Genomic DNA, 13,351 nt, shown 5'->3' with positions numbered 1-13,351 from the left:
CTCCCGGCTGTGGAGGACGAACGACGCAAGCGGACCGCTCAGGCCAGCCACACCGTCGTCTCACCCGGCAGCAGCCCCGGCGCGACCCCGTCGAGCGGCCCGGACGCGACGACGACGGTCCCGGCCGGCAGGGGCACCGGCGTGGTGCCGAAGTTCGTGACCGACCGCCAGAGGTCGTGCCGCGCGAACGCCACGACCTCGGAGCCGGACTCCAGCCACGTCAGCGCCTCCCCCTGCTGCAGCCGACGCCGTGCGGCCAGTGCCCGGCGGTACAGCGACAGGGTCGACTCGGGATCGCCGTCCTCGGCCTCGACCGAGGACTCCCCGAAGTCCTGCGGCTGCGGCAGGTGCGGTGCGACGTCCCCGAAGCCGAACGACGGTCCGGAGCGCGTCCACGGGATCGGTACGCGGCAGCCGTCCCGGCCCTTGACGGCGTGTCCGGTGCGGAGCCACTTCGGGTCCTGCAGCAGGTCGCGCGGGATCGCGGCGGCCTCGTGCAGCCCGAGCTCCTCGCCCTGGTAGACGTACGACGACCCGGGCAGCGCCAGCATCAGCATCGTCGCCGCTCGGGCCCGACGGAGCCCCCGTGCACGGTCGAGCTCCGGCGTCGTGCCGTCCGTCATGAGCCAGGCGTCGGTGTCGGTGCCGTCCGGCAGGCCGTAACGGGTGGGGTGCCGCACGACGTCGTGGTTCGAGAGCACCCAGGTGCTCGAGGCGCCGGACTGCTCCGAGGCGGCCAGGTTCCGCTCGATGATCCGACGGAACGCATCGGGCTCGAACGGGGCCTCGAGCAGGTCGAAGTTGAAGGCCTGCCCGAGCTCCGTCGGCCGGGCGTACAGGACGCGGCGGGGTGCCGGGGCCCAGGCCTCGGCGACCGCGGCACGGGGCGGGTCGTACTCGTCGAGCACCCGGCGCCAGGTGGCGAAGATCTCGTGCACCTCGTCGCGGTCGTAGAGCGGATCGGAACCGTCGAGCGGCAGGTCCTGCTCGTTCGACGGCCGGTACGGGGTCGACAGGTCCTTCGCCAGACCGTGCGCGACGTCCACGCGGAACCCGTCGACACCGCGGTCGGACCAGAAGCGCAGCGTGTCCTCGAAGTCGGCGCGGACCTCGGGGTTCGACCAGTCCAGGTCGGGCTGCTCGGGGGCGAACAGGTGCAGGTACCACTGCCCGTCGGGCACCCGGGTCCACGCGCTGCCACCGAAGTTCGACACCCAGTCGCTCGGCGGCAGTTCCCCGGAGGCGCCGGAGCCCTCACGGAGCACGTACCGCGCACGCTCGGCCGACCCCGGCGCGGACGCCAGCGCGGCCCGGAACCACTCGTGCTGGTCCGAGGTGTGGTTCGGCACGATGTCGACGATGACCTTGAGGTCGTGCTCGTGGGCGGCCCGGACCAGGGCGTCCAGGTCGTCGAGGGACCCGAGCTTCGGGTCGACGGCGCGGTAGTCGGCGACGTCGTAACCACCGTCGGCGAGCGGCGACGGGAAGAACGGGGAGAGCCACAGGGCATCGACGCCCAGCGATGCCAGGTACGGCACCCGGCTCGTGATGCCCGCGACGTCACCGAGCCCGTCGCCGTCCGTGTCGGCGAAGCTGCGCGGGTAGACCTGGTAGACGACGGCATCGCGCCACCAGGTCGGGTCGGTGGTTCGTGGCGTGCTGGCCGGGGTCCGAAGCGTGGTCACGTCGCCACCGTACCCAGGGTGCTGGGAATAGCGGCCCCTACGATCGCATTGGTTGTCGCTGACACCTTTCCGTCCAGCAACAGCATCCCGCAACAGAAGGAGCTCCATGACGAACGTCCTCGTCCTCGTCGGCAGCCTGCGCGCCGACTCCATCAACCGCAAGCTCGCCGAGGCCGCCGCGCACCACGCGCCGGAGGGCATCGAGCTGCACACCTTCGACGGCATCGTCGACCTGCCGTTCTACAACGAGGACATCGACGGCGACACCCCGCCCGCCGCTGCCGTCGCCTTCCGCGACGCCGTCGCCACCGCGGACGCCGTCCTGCTGATCACCCCCGAGTACAACGGCACCATCCCCGCCGTCCTGAAGAACGCGCTCGACTGGGGTTCGCGTCCGTTCGGTGCCTCGCCGCTGTCCGGCAAGCCCCTCGCCGTGATCGGCTCGGCGTTCGGCCAGTACGGCGGCGTCTGGGCCCACGACGACGCCCGCAAGGCCGCCGGCATCGCCGGCGCGAAGGTCCTGGAGGACGTCAAGGTCGCCATCCCGCAGTCGGTCGTCCGCTTCGCGGAGACCCACCCGCGTGAGGACGCCGAGGTCACGACGCTCGTGCAGGGCGCGCTCACCGCGCTCGCCGAGGCCGCAGCCGGCACGGACGAGCAGGCAGCCGCGTAACGCGACGAACCACCGGACAGGAGGCCCGTGGCGACCCCGCCACGGGCCTCCTGTCCGTCCGGCGCGGACGCAACGGTCGTTGCGAACGCATCGGACGGTGCGGACGCACCGGTCGTGGCGGAACCCGGGAGTTCGCTAGACGGCCGAGATACGAGACGGGTTACCCTGAACGCCATGTCGACGCAGGAGATCACCGAGGCGTCCGGGTACTGGTTCCCGGACGACGACGCGACCCAACGCGGGGTCGCGGTGCTGAACGCCCTGCGCCGGTACCGATCCGCCGAGACGGCCATGCGCCGCCGGACCCGTGACTCGATGGGCATGGGCGAGACCGACCTGCTCGCCGTGCGCTTCCTGCTGCAGGCGCAGCGCTCCGGCACCGCCGTGAGCCCGAAGGACCTCGCCGCGTACCTGAAGATCTCGTCGGCCTCGACGACCATCCTCATCGACCGCCTGGTCAAGTCGAACCACGTCCGCCGCGACCCGCACCCCACCGACCGCCGGGCCCTCGTCATCACGCCGACGACCGAGACCGACGACGAGGTCCGCGCCACGCTCGGCGTGATGCACCGCCGGATGATGTCGATCGCCGAGGGGCTCCCCGCGTCCGAGGCGCGGATCGTCGCCGGGTTCCTGGAGCAGATGCGCGACGCCGTCGACCAGGTCGACCCCGCGCCGTCGCACTGAGCAGCCCTGCACCGGACGACCTCGGGGGACGCTGCCTCCGAGCGCACTGAGAGCGTGCACTGCGGCACCGCGTAGACCGGAACGGTCACACCGACGCGAAAGGAGCCACAACCATGCACGCTTCGGACAAGATGGCCAAGAACCTCCAGGCGGTCCTCGTGGACCTCATCGACCTGCACCTGCAGGGCAAGCAGGCCCACTGGAACATCCTGGGCACCAACTTCCGCGACCTCCACCTGCAGCTCGACGAGATCGTCGACGCAGCTCGTGAGTTCGCCGACGACACCGCCGAGCGCATGCGTGCGCTGTACCTCGTGCCGGACGGCCGCTCGGCGACCGTCTCCGCGGGCAGCCACCTCGACGCGTTCCCCTCGGGCGAGATCACCACGCACGACGCCATCGACCAGGTCACGCTCCGGCTGTACCAGGCGACCGGCACCATGCGCGATGTCCACGACGAGGTCGACGAGGAAGACCCGACGACCGCGGACCTGCTCCACGGCTTCATCGAGCGCCTCGAGCAGCTCGCGTGGATGGTCTCCGCCGAGAACCGCGCGCCCAGCACCCCGCTGGCCTCCGCCACCACGCCCGCCGTCGCCGACGCGTCGGCACACGCGTAGGGGCCCGGGTGGACCTCGGTATCCAGGGCAAGACCGCACTCGTCTTCGGCGGCGACTCCGGCATCGGCTGGAACACGGCGCGCATCCTCCTGGCAGAGGGTGCGACCGTGGTCGTCACCGACATCGACCAGAGCCGTCTGGACACCAGTGCGGACCAGCTCGAGGCGCCGCTCGGCAAGTTGCACGCCTTCGCCGCCGACGTCCGGAGCGCCGAGAGCCTCGCCGCCCTGCACGACAAGGTGCGTGAAGCGGTCGGCGAGATCGACATCCTGGTGCAGTCCTCGGGCGTCACCGGCGCCCAGGGCATGTTCCACGAGATCGACGAGGCCGGCTGGGCGGAGACGATCGACATCGACCTGATGGGGCCGGTGCGGATCACCCGCGAGTTCATCGGCGACCTGCGCCAGGGCGGCTGGGGACGCATCGTCTACCTGGTGTCCGAGGACGCCTCGCAGCCGTACGACGACGAGCTGCCCTACTGCGCCGCCAAGGCCGGGGTGCTCTCGTTCGCGAAGGGCCTGTCGCGCTCCTACGCCTCCGAGGGCCTGCTGGTGAACACGGTCTCCCCCGCGTTCATCCACACGCCGATGACCGACGCGATGATGGACAAGCGGGCCAAGCAGCGCGGGACCTCGTTCGACGAGGCCATCGGCAGCTTCCTCGAGGAGGAGCGGCCGTACATGGAGCTGAAGCGCCGCGGCGAGCCGGAAGAGGTCGCGAACGTCGTGGCCTTCCTGTGCTCGGACCTGGCCAGCTTCGTGAACGGCGCCAACTACCGGGTCGACTCCGGCTCGGTCGCCACGATCTGATCGTGGCACCACAGCACCGCCAGGAGGCGTCATGACCGACTTCCGCTACCTCATCGTCGGCGGCGGGATGGTCGCCGACGCCGCTGCCCGTGGCATCCGCGAGCTCGACACCGACGGGTCGATCGGCATCCTCAGCGAGGATGTCGACCGGCCCTACGCCCGGCCCGCGCTCTCGAAGAAGCTCTGGACCGATCCGGACTTCAGCTGGGACGACAAGGTCGACCTGCACACCGAGGAGACCGGGGCGCAGTTCGTCCTGGGAACCGCGGTCACCGGGATCGACCGTGCCGCGAAGACCGTCACGACGGCCGACGGCGTGACCCACGGCTACGAGCGGCTCCTGCTCGCAACCGGCGGGAAGCCACGCGGGCTGCCGGGGCTGTCCCCGTCGGCACGCGTGCTCGACTACCGCAGCGCGTCGGACTACCGCCGGCTGCGTGAACTCGCGGACGCCGGAGCACACGTCGCCGTCGTCGGCGGCGGGTACATCGGTCAGGAGATCACGGCGGGCATCGTGCAGAACGGCGCACGCGTCACGCTGGTCGACCCGGACGAGGTCGTCGGCGGACGAATGTTCCCCGAGGACCTGGCCCGGGCGTTCCAGCAGCGCTTCGTCGACCACGGCGTCGAGCTCCGCACCGGTCGTCGGGTGTCCGAGGGCACCGAGACGGCCGACGGCGTGCGGCTGACGCTCGACGACGGCTCCGTGGTCGAGGCCGACGCGGTCGTCGCCGGACTCGGCATCGAACCCGCGACGCAGCTCGCCGCCGACGCCGGACTCACCGTCCGCGACGGCATCGTGGTGAGCTCGACGCTGCTCACCGACGACGACTCCGTGTTCGCCGCCGGTGACGTCGCCGAGTACCCGGACCGCATCCTCGGCACCCGCCGGGTGGAGCACGTCGACAACGCCCAGCAGCAGGGTCGGCAGGCAGGCCGCAACCTGGCCGACGCCGACGAGACCTACGACCACACGCCGATGTTCTACTCCGACGTCTTCGACATGGGGTACGAGGCGGTTGGACAGGTCAGCTCGAAGCTCCGCACGGTCGAGGACTGGCAGGACCCCACCGTCACCGGCGTCGTCTACTACCTGGACGACGACGACACGGTCCGGGGCGTGCTGCTCTGGAACGTGTGGGACAAGACCGACGAGGCCCGCAAGGTCCTCGCCGAGGCGAACGCGCTGACGCCCGACATGCTGCCGGGCCGCATCACGCCCTGACCGCTCGCCCGTCGCGGTGGTCGCGACGCCCTGGAGGCCCGGTGCCGGTCCGGTGGACCGGCACCGGGCCTCCAGGCGGTCACCCGCAGATCGCGACGCCCGCTGCTTCGACGGTGCTCGCTGCTTCGACGGTGCTGGCTACTTCGACCGTGCTCGCTACTTCGACTCCGGCGCGACTTCGTCGACGACCGCCCGGCGATCGGCCGGGTCGACCGGCAGGTCGTCACCGTCCGCCATCGCGACGGCGTGCGCGGACTTGGCTGCCTCGAGCGTCTCGTCGTCGTTCCGGGCCATCCCGAACAGCTCGATGAACCGCGACTTGACCAGCAACCAGGCGTCCCCCGGGCTGAGCCGCGCCAGGTCCGACGACGTCGAGTCGTCGCGCACCCGCTGCAGCGACGACACGCCCCGGTCGGGGATCCGGTGGTCGACGTGCGCCACCGCGAGCCGTGCGACCGCGTCGGCCTGTGCGTGCATGACCGAGTGTGCGCCGTCGACGACCTCGCGGAGGACCGCGTACGGGAACACCCGCGCCAGCCGACGGACCCAGTCCCGCGGCACCATCGCGTCGTGCTCACCGCGGACGATCAGGGTGCGGGCCTGCACGTGGGCGGCGCGCTCCTCGATCGGGAACGCGATCATCCGCGGCAGGACCTTCCGGAACCAGTGCCACCCGCACAGCGCGTACGCCGTGATGCCGTGCCAGCGGACCGCGGCGGGCTCGTGCAGCGTCGACCGGAGGAACCGGAACGCCGACTGCCGCACCGTGCGCGCCGACGAGTCGACCACCGGGCTGATGAGCACGAGGTCGGAGATCCCCGGACGGCGGGCGGCGACCTCGGTGACGACCTGCGTGCCCATCGAGTGCCCGACCAGGACCGGGTCCTGGAGCCCGAGGTCGTCGATGACCCGCTCGACCGCGTCGGCGTAGCGCTCGATCGAGACCTTCCCCCGGAACCGCGGGACACCGGCGAAGCCCGGCAGGTCGAGCGCGTGCACGGGACCGTTCTCGTTGAGGTGCGGGGCGAGCCGCTCGTAGTAGGTCGAGGCGATGCCGAGCCCCGCGACGAGCAGGAAGGCCCGCTCGCCCGGCTCACCGATCGAGCTCACCCGGACGTAGGTGCCGTCGACCGCGACCCGGTCCACCTGCACCGTGACGTCGGCGTCCTCGGCCTGGGCGAGCTCGCCGGCCGGGTCCGGCCGCGGTGCCTGGCGTTCGTCGTCCACGTGGGTCTCCTCCGGTCGGGCGGTCGCCCAGGATACCCGGCCGCCGTCCGCGCGGGCGGCGACGACGTGCTCAGCCGCTGAAGGTGTTCGCGGGGAACCCGTGCACCGTCGTCGGCACCGCGAAGACCGCGCCGGACCGGGGCGCCTGCTCCAGGTCCTGCTCGGTGAGGTTCTCGCGGGCCGTCCCGACGAAGAGCGTCGACATGTCCGGGCCGCCGAACGCCACCGACGTCGGGTTGGCGACGGGGAGCTCCACCGTCTCCAGGTGCGAGCCGTCCGGCCCGTAGCGCTCGACGCGGGACCCGCCGTAGATCGCGCTCCAGAAGCAGCCCTCGTCGTCGCGGACCAGGCCGTCGTGCGCCTGACCGACGATGAACGGCTCGAGTTCGCCGAGCTCGCCGTCCGGGCCGTACGACCCCCGGAAGACCGTCGAGGCACTGGTGTCGGTGACGTACATCGTGCTGCCGTCCTCCGACCACTCCATGCCGTTCGTCACGCCGAAGCCGCCGCGGAGCACCCGGGTCGTGCCGTCGGCCTCGATCGAGTAGAGCGCCGCGTCGGGTTCGCCGGTCGTCACGTTCATGCTGCCGACCAGGAACCGGCCGAACGGGTCGCACTTGCCCTCGTTGAACCGGTTGCCCGAGGTGCTGTGGGTGACGCGGGCGATCTCACGCTCCACGGATCCCTGCTCGTCCGTCACCACGACGGTGTCCCCGAGGGCCGCGACGAACCCGCCGGAGGCCCGGGGCTGGAAGCTCGCCAGCGGGGGCGGCACCGGCACGCTCGAGCGCACGGTGCCGTCGGCCTCGGCGGTGTTGAGGGTGCCGAGGGTGATGTCGGCCCACCGGAGCAACTGTGCGGGCGGGTCCCAGACGATGCTCTCGGCGAGGACCGCTCGGGCGTCGGCGAAGACGGTCGCGGGGCCGGTCGTGACGTTGGTGCTCATCGACCCCGTTTACCGCGGGGGCGGTCCGTGCCCGTTCAGGCGTGCGTGCGTCGGTGGGTAGCGCGGCAGCGCCGGCGGGTCAGAGGCGGGCGAACCGCGCGCGGAAGAAGCTGTAGACGCCGAAGGCCAGGAACCCGATGCCGATCGCGACGAGGACGAACACCCCACCGGGCATGCTCCGCACCGCGTCGAACGCGGCGTCGAGGCCGGTGGCCTGGTCGGGGTCGCTCTGCAGCCCCGCGACGGCGATGAGCACGCCCACGATGACCACGGCGACGCCCTTGCCGACGTACCCGACGACGCCGAGCACGGTGACGACGCGGTCGAGCTGGCCCGACGGTCGCGTGATCTGCTTCCGGAACGACCGGCGGCAGCCGATCACCACGAGCCCGATGCCGACGGCGACCGCGATCGCCCCGGCGAGGACCAACACGAACACCCCGCCCGGCGTCGCCAGGGTCTTCGCCGCGGCACTCTGCGACGAGCTGCTCGAGCTCGACCCGGCACCGAGCGCGTACGAGGCCGCCGAGTAGGCGATCACGCCGTAGACCACGGCCTTCGCGACGTCCTTCAGCCGGGCGAGCCAGCCCCGCGTGGTGTCGGAACGGCCACCGACGATCGCCTCGACGACCAGACGCACGGTGAGTGCGGCCGTGCCGACGGCGATCAGCCAGAGCAGGAACACCCCACCGGGGACCGCGGCGATCTGCTGCAGCGCACCGGACTGGTCCGTCTCGCCGCCGGAGGACGCGTTGCCGATGCCGAGCAGGATCGCCAGGTACCCGATCAGCAGGTGGACGATGCCGCTGCCGACGAACCCGGCGCGTGCCGTGACCTCGAACCAGCGGCTGTCGGCCGCCCGCCGGACCTGTCGTCCGGTTTCCTTCGCTGCGTGCTCCGCCGTGTCGCTCATCACGGCCCAGCGTGCCCGACGCGTGGCGTCCTGTCCGGGGCGCGCCGGGCCGTGCGGTCCGCCACGTGGCGGACGGGAGGCCCGTGGCGGTGCCGCCACGGGCCTCCCGTCCGTCGGTGGGCGCGTCTCAGTCGCCCTTCACGTTGACGACCTGCCGCAGGGTGTGCCGGATCGACACGAGGTCCTCGGCGTCCGCCATGACCTGGTCGATCGGCTTGTAGGCCGCCGGGATCTCGTCGAGGAACGCGTCGGTGTCGCGGTACTCGATGCCGGCCATCGCCTCGCGCAGCTGCTCGTGGGTGAAGGTCCGCCGGGCAGCGCTCCGCGAGAACAGCCGGCCGGCACCGTGCGGGGACGACTCGAGCGAGGGCTTGTTGCCGAGTCCCTCGACCACGTACGACGCGGTGCCCATCGACCCGGGGATCAGGCCGGGCTGACCGGCCTTCGCCTGGATCGCACCCTTGCGCGACACCCACACGGACTTGCCCCAGTGCGTCTCACGCTGCGTGAAGTTGTGGTGGCAGTTGATCCGCTCGCGCTCGTCGACGGGCATGCCGACGGCCTCGGACAGCTGCCGCACGACGCGGTCCATCATCTCCTCGCGGTTGAGCAGCGCGAAGTGCTGGGCCCACCGCAGCTCGGCGATGTACCGGTCGAACTCCGGCGTGCCCTCGACCAGGTAGGCCAGGTCGGGGTCCGCCAGCTGGATCCACCAGCGCTCCATGGCCTTCTTGGCGACCTTGATGTGCCGCTGCGCGATCTTGTTGCCGACGCCCCGCGACCCGGAGTGCAGGAAGAGCCAGACCCGGTCCTGCTCGTCGAGGGAGACCTCGATGAAGTGGTTGCCGGACCCGAGCGTGCCGAGCTGGTTCCGCCACCCGCCGTGCACGCCGTCGGGGTCGAACCCGGCGGTCTCGGCCATCGCCTCGAGCTCGGCGATCCGGGGAGCGGCGGTCGCCACGATCTTCCGGTTCGACGCACCGGCCGACAGCGGGATCGCGCGCTCGATCTGCTCGCGCAGCCCCTGCAGGTCGGCGGGCAGGTCGGTGGCGGTGAACTGCGTGCGGACCGCGATCATGCCGCAGCCGATGTCCACGCCGACGGCCGCCGGCATGATCGCGCCGAGGGTCGGGATGACCGACCCGACGGTGGCCCCGAGGCCCAGGTGTGCGTCGGGCATGAGGGCCAGGTGCGGGAACACGAACGGCATGCGCGCGGTCGTGCGGGCCTGCTGCTCGGTGTTGTCCTCGAGCATCGAGGCCCAGCTGAGCAATCGGTCGTTGATCTTCTTCATGGAGTCGTCTCGCTTTCGTGACGGTCGAGGTGACGGTCCGAGACGGTCGTACGCCGGGCCTCCTGGTCGTCGCCGGACGTGGCGGACGGAAGGAAGCGGTGCTGACGAACGCCCCGGGCCGGGTGGGCACGGGGCGTCCTGGGACGTCGCGTGCCTACGCGGGATAGCGGAGGGACCACTGCTGCTCGGGCAGCGCGGCGGCCGCGGCGAGCTGGAGCTCGACGCGTTCCTCGTTGTGCTGCACGGCGCGCATGCGCGGTCCTTCCGGTGTGCCCGGGGCGGGCGGTCTGCCTGATCGGCAGGAGGACGACGCTAGTGCGACACGCCCGGGATGCGCAAGCCGCGTGGGCGTGTCGGCTGGGCGCCGGGGGTTCGCCGGCGGCTGTCCTGGGGTGCTCCGGCGGTTCGCCGGTGGTTCTCCACAGGCGGGAGGCCCGGCGTGCGTTCTCCACGAGGGGTACGTCCGCCTGATGGTCGCCACCGGCGCCGGGGCAGGCTGGACGCATGACCGAGCGCACGCGAGACACCCCCGACGCGACCGAGAACGAGGAACGGACCAACGGGTACGTCCCGCTCCGTTCGTACGGCGCGATCGGCGACGGGCGGACGGTCGCCCTCATCGCGCTCGACGGCCGGATCGACTGGCTGCCGATCCCGTCGATGGACTCACCGCCGGTGTTCGCGAGCATCGTCGACGCCGAGCACGGCGGACACGTCGCCCTGCGGCCGGTGGACGACCAGGCGCAGGTGTCCCGCGCCTACCTGCCGGGGACGAACGTGCTCGTGACGACGTGGACGACCCCGTCCGGCACCGCCACCGTGACCGACGCCATGGTCACCGGTGTGGCCGGACGCCTGCCGTGGGCCGAGATCGGCCGCTGCGTGCAGGGGGTCGAAGGGTCGGTCGAGATGGAGTGGGCTGTCGTGCCCGGCACGATCCTGAACACGGCGGAACCGCGCCGACTCGACACCGCGAACGGCACGGTGATCGGCATCGACGGCGTGACCATCGCGATCGTCGAGCAGGGCTTCGAACCGGTGCACGACGACGGCCCCCGGTTCTCGGGGCGGTTCACGACGACCGAGGGCTCGAAGTCGATCCTGACCATCGTCGGCACGTACGACGAGCCGATCTTCCTGCCCGAGCCGGAGCGCACGCTCGAGGGGGTCGACCGCACGATCGAGAACTGGTCGACCTGGTCGAAGGAGTTCAGCTACGACGGCCCCTGGTCGGACGCCGTCCAGCGCAGCGCCCTCGCCCTGAAGCTCCTGATCTTCGCCCCCACCGGCGCCATCGCCGCGGCCCCGACGACGAGCCTGCCCGAGGACCGCACAGGCGGGAAGAACTGGGACTACCGGTTCGCCTGGGTGCGCGACCTGGCGTACACGGTGCACGCGCTCACCCGCTTCGGCCTGCGCGAGGAGACGCACGCCGCCGTGTCGTGGGTGATGCGCACGATCGCCGAGCACGACGAGACGATGCCGATCTTCTACGGACTCGACGGGTCGAAGAGCGACACCGTCGAGGAGCGCGACGTCCCGGGCTGGAACGGCATCGGGCCGGTCACGATCGGCAACCGCGCCGGTGACCAGCTGCAGCTCGGGGTCTGGGGCGACGTGTTCGAGATCATGCGGCAGTACGTCCGGGCCGGCAACGTGCTCGACCGCAAGACGGCCTCGGTGCTGCAGGACCTGGCGGACGACGCGTGCCACCGTTGGCCGGAGCCCGACTCGGGCATGTGGGAGCTGCAGGAGGCGCAGCACTACACGACGAGCAAGATCGGCTGCTGGCAGGCGCTCGACGCCGCGGTCGAGCTGCACGACGCGGGGATGATCGACGGCCCGCGCGAGAAGTGGATCGAGAACCGCGAGCTCATCGAGGACTGGGTCGCCGAGAACGGGTGGAACGAGGAGCTCGGCCACTACGTCATGTACCCGGGCACCGACGCGCTCGACTGCTCGATCCTGCTGCACGCGATGTCGGCGTTCGACCGCGGACCGCGCATGGAGTCCACGATCCGTGCGATCGAGGAGCAGCTGCAGCACGGCCCCCTCGTGTACCGGTACTCCGGCATCCAGGACGAGGAATCGCCCTTCGTGGCGTGCTCGTTCTGGCTCGCTGCGGCCCTCGCCTGCGTCGGACGGGTCGACGACGCGAAGCAGCTGATGGACGACATGGTCGCGCAGGCGAACGACGTCGGCCTGTTCAGCGAGATGCTCAGCGCCGTCGACGGGGACTTCATGGGCAACATCCCCCAGGGGCTGTCACACCTGGCGCTCATCCAGGCCGCGCTGACCATCGAAGAAGTCTCAGAGAAGTCCTGACCGGGCTGGACGAACCGTCGGGGGCGCGGGGCATCATGGTCTGACGATGAACGACGTCGATGCACGGATGGACCGGCTCCGCAGGGCCGCGCGCTACCGCTACCAGCAGCTCGTCGACCAGGAGATCGAGCGGGGGTCGCTCGACCCCGACGAGGTGCGGTCGGAACGTGAGGAACGTCGGCTGCTCAAGGCCGCCGACGTCGCCGCGCATGCCCGGGCCCAGATCGCGGAGGCCGAGCGGCGCGGGGTCTTCGAGGGCAACCCGTACCACGGCAAGCCACTGCCGGGACTCGACGGGCAGCACGACCCGGACTGGTGGATCAAGTCGAAGATCGAGCGTGAGGACATCCGGGGCATCGCGCCGCCGGCCCTGGCACTCCGGACCGAGGACGCCGAACTCGACGACGCACTCGACGCCCTGTCGCTCGAGACCGACGTGCGCGACGTCCTCGTGGACTTCAACGCGCGGGTGAAAGAGGCCCGACGGCAGCTGCTCGGCGGGCCGCCGGTGGTGACGCCGATGCGCGACGTCGAGGCCGAGGTGCTCGCGTGGCGGGAGCGCCGCGAGGTGCGCATGGCCTCCGCTGCGCAGGCTGCGGAGCAGGCGCGGCTCGAGGCCAAGCCGCGGCGGTGGTGGCGGCGCCGCTGAGCGGTACCGCCGTGCGGTGCGGTGCGGTGGGGTCCGGGCGCGATTTCGCGCTGAGCGACAGTCCACGCGAACGTGAGCACGTGAGGTGTCGCCCAGCCCGTGACGACGCCGCGGCCTGCGGGCCCGCACGACGCAAGTCGGCCCGGGCCACGCTGCTGCGTGGTCCGGGCCGATTGTGGCGGTGCGGGGTGTTACTTGATCTGTGCGGTGATGGTGGCGGTGCCGACGAGGAGGCCGCGCTTGACGGCGTCGGTGCCGAAGGTCTTGTTCAGCAGGCCGGCGGCGTCTTCGGAGATGT

At 71.5% G+C, this 13,351-nt stretch carries 12 protein-coding genes; 7 read left to right on the top strand and 5 right to left on the bottom strand.

Going from position 1 to position 13,351, the window contains the following annotated elements:
- Positions 1-38: 38 nt before the first annotated feature.
- Positions 39-1,685 (bottom strand): glycoside hydrolase family 13 protein, encoded by a 1,647-nt coding sequence (locus DEJ05_RS13995; protein WP_111110712.1) that lies wholly within the window; start codon positions 1,683-1,685, stop codon positions 39-41.
- Positions 1,686-1,791: 106 nt separating this feature from the next.
- Between DEJ05_RS13995 and DEJ05_RS13990 the strand changes: the two genes are divergently transcribed.
- The 5 genes from DEJ05_RS13990 (at position 1,792) to DEJ05_RS13970 (ending at position 5,699) form a co-directional block, all read left to right on the top strand.
- A complete protein-coding gene (locus DEJ05_RS13990; RefSeq protein WP_027464982.1) occupies positions 1,792-2,358 on the top strand; it encodes an NADPH-dependent FMN reductase in 567 nt (188 codons plus the stop codon).
- Between the two features lie 174 nt (positions 2,359-2,532).
- Entirely contained in the window at positions 2,533-3,045 is a 513-nt protein-coding gene (locus DEJ05_RS13985; protein WP_111024711.1) for a MarR family winged helix-turn-helix transcriptional regulator, read from the top strand.
- A gap of 113 nt (positions 3,046-3,158) precedes the next feature.
- A complete protein-coding gene (locus DEJ05_RS13980) occupies positions 3,159-3,665 on the top strand; it encodes a Dps family protein (protein ID WP_017886495.1) in 507 nt (168 codons plus the stop codon).
- A gap of 8 nt (positions 3,666-3,673) precedes the next feature.
- A complete protein-coding gene (locus DEJ05_RS13975) occupies positions 3,674-4,474 on the top strand; it encodes an SDR family NAD(P)-dependent oxidoreductase (RefSeq protein ID WP_071246288.1) in 801 nt (266 codons plus the stop codon).
- Between the two features lie 31 nt (positions 4,475-4,505).
- Positions 4,506-5,699, top strand: a complete 1,194-nt coding sequence (locus DEJ05_RS13970; protein WP_111110711.1) for an NAD(P)/FAD-dependent oxidoreductase — start codon at positions 4,506-4,508, stop codon at positions 5,697-5,699.
- A gap of 156 nt (positions 5,700-5,855) precedes the next feature.
- Here the strand turns inward: DEJ05_RS13970 and DEJ05_RS13965 are convergent, their stop codons facing one another.
- The 4 genes from DEJ05_RS13965 to DEJ05_RS13950 all read right to left on the bottom strand — a co-directional run bounded on the left by DEJ05_RS13965 (position 5,856) and on the right by DEJ05_RS13950 (position 10,079).
- Positions 5,856-6,926 (bottom strand): alpha/beta fold hydrolase, encoded by a 1,071-nt coding sequence (locus DEJ05_RS13965; protein WP_111039756.1) that lies wholly within the window; start codon positions 6,924-6,926, stop codon positions 5,856-5,858.
- 70 nt (positions 6,927-6,996) lie between these two features.
- Positions 6,997-7,872: an SMP-30/gluconolactonase/LRE family protein gene (locus tag DEJ05_RS13960; RefSeq protein ID WP_111110710.1), complete on the bottom strand. Its 876-nt coding sequence runs from the start codon at positions 7,870-7,872 to the stop codon at positions 6,997-6,999.
- Between the two features lie 79 nt (positions 7,873-7,951).
- Positions 7,952-8,785 carry a DUF1206 domain-containing protein gene (locus tag DEJ05_RS13955; RefSeq protein ID WP_111039758.1) on the bottom strand — a complete coding sequence of 278 codons (834 nt, stop codon included), beginning with the start codon at positions 8,783-8,785 and terminating at the stop codon, positions 7,952-7,954.
- 127 nt (positions 8,786-8,912) lie between these two features.
- On the bottom strand, positions 8,913-10,079 hold the full coding sequence (locus DEJ05_RS13950) for an RtcB family protein (protein WP_111110709.1): 1,167 nt from the start codon (positions 10,077-10,079) through the stop codon (positions 8,913-8,915).
- Between the two features lie 504 nt (positions 10,080-10,583).
- On the opposite strand from DEJ05_RS13950, the gene DEJ05_RS13945 reads away from it, so the two are divergent.
- Entirely contained in the window at positions 10,584-12,404 is a 1,821-nt protein-coding gene (locus DEJ05_RS13945; RefSeq protein WP_071404875.1) for a glycoside hydrolase family 15 protein, read from the top strand.
- A 46-nt stretch (positions 12,405-12,450) separates the two neighbouring features.
- Entirely contained in the window at positions 12,451-13,053 is a 603-nt protein-coding gene (locus DEJ05_RS13940) for a DUF1992 domain-containing protein (RefSeq protein ID WP_111088577.1), read from the top strand.
- The last annotated feature ends 298 nt before the right edge of the window (positions 13,054-13,351 follow it).

The sequence above is a fragment of the Curtobacterium sp. MCLR17_045 genome, from assembly GCF_003234405.1.
GTDB lineage: Bacteria > Actinomycetota > Actinomycetes > Actinomycetales > Microbacteriaceae > Curtobacterium > Curtobacterium flaccumfaciens.
The sequence above is the reverse complement of the archived record's forward strand: the minus strand, read 5'-3'. Positions and strand labels throughout refer to the sequence as shown.

Excerpts from the sequence above, each read along its gene's own strand:
- DEJ05_RS13990 (WP_027464982.1), top strand. The coding sequence starts at position 1,792 with ATGACGAACGTCCTCGTCCTCGTCGGCAGCCTGCGCGCCGACTCCATC.
- DEJ05_RS13960 (WP_111110710.1), bottom strand. The coding sequence starts at position 7,872 with ATGAGCACCAACGTCACGACCGGCCCCGCGACCGTCTTCGCCGACGCC.
- DEJ05_RS13970 (WP_111110711.1), top strand. The coding sequence starts at position 4,506 with ATGACCGACTTCCGCTACCTCATCGTCGGCGGCGGGATGGTCGCCGAC.
- DEJ05_RS13980 (WP_017886495.1), top strand. The coding sequence starts at position 3,159 with ATGCACGCTTCGGACAAGATGGCCAAGAACCTCCAGGCGGTCCTCGTG.
- DEJ05_RS13945 (WP_071404875.1), top strand. The coding sequence starts at position 10,584 with ATGACCGAGCGCACGCGAGACACCCCCGACGCGACCGAGAACGAGGAA.
- DEJ05_RS13940 (WP_111088577.1), top strand. The coding sequence starts at position 12,451 with ATGAACGACGTCGATGCACGGATGGACCGGCTCCGCAGGGCCGCGCGC.
- DEJ05_RS13950 (WP_111110709.1), bottom strand. The coding sequence starts at position 10,079 with ATGAAGAAGATCAACGACCGATTGCTCAGCTGGGCCTCGATGCTCGAG.
- DEJ05_RS13955 (WP_111039758.1), bottom strand. The coding sequence starts at position 8,785 with ATGAGCGACACGGCGGAGCACGCAGCGAAGGAAACCGGACGACAGGTC.
- DEJ05_RS13985 (WP_111024711.1), top strand. The coding sequence starts at position 2,533 with ATGTCGACGCAGGAGATCACCGAGGCGTCCGGGTACTGGTTCCCGGAC.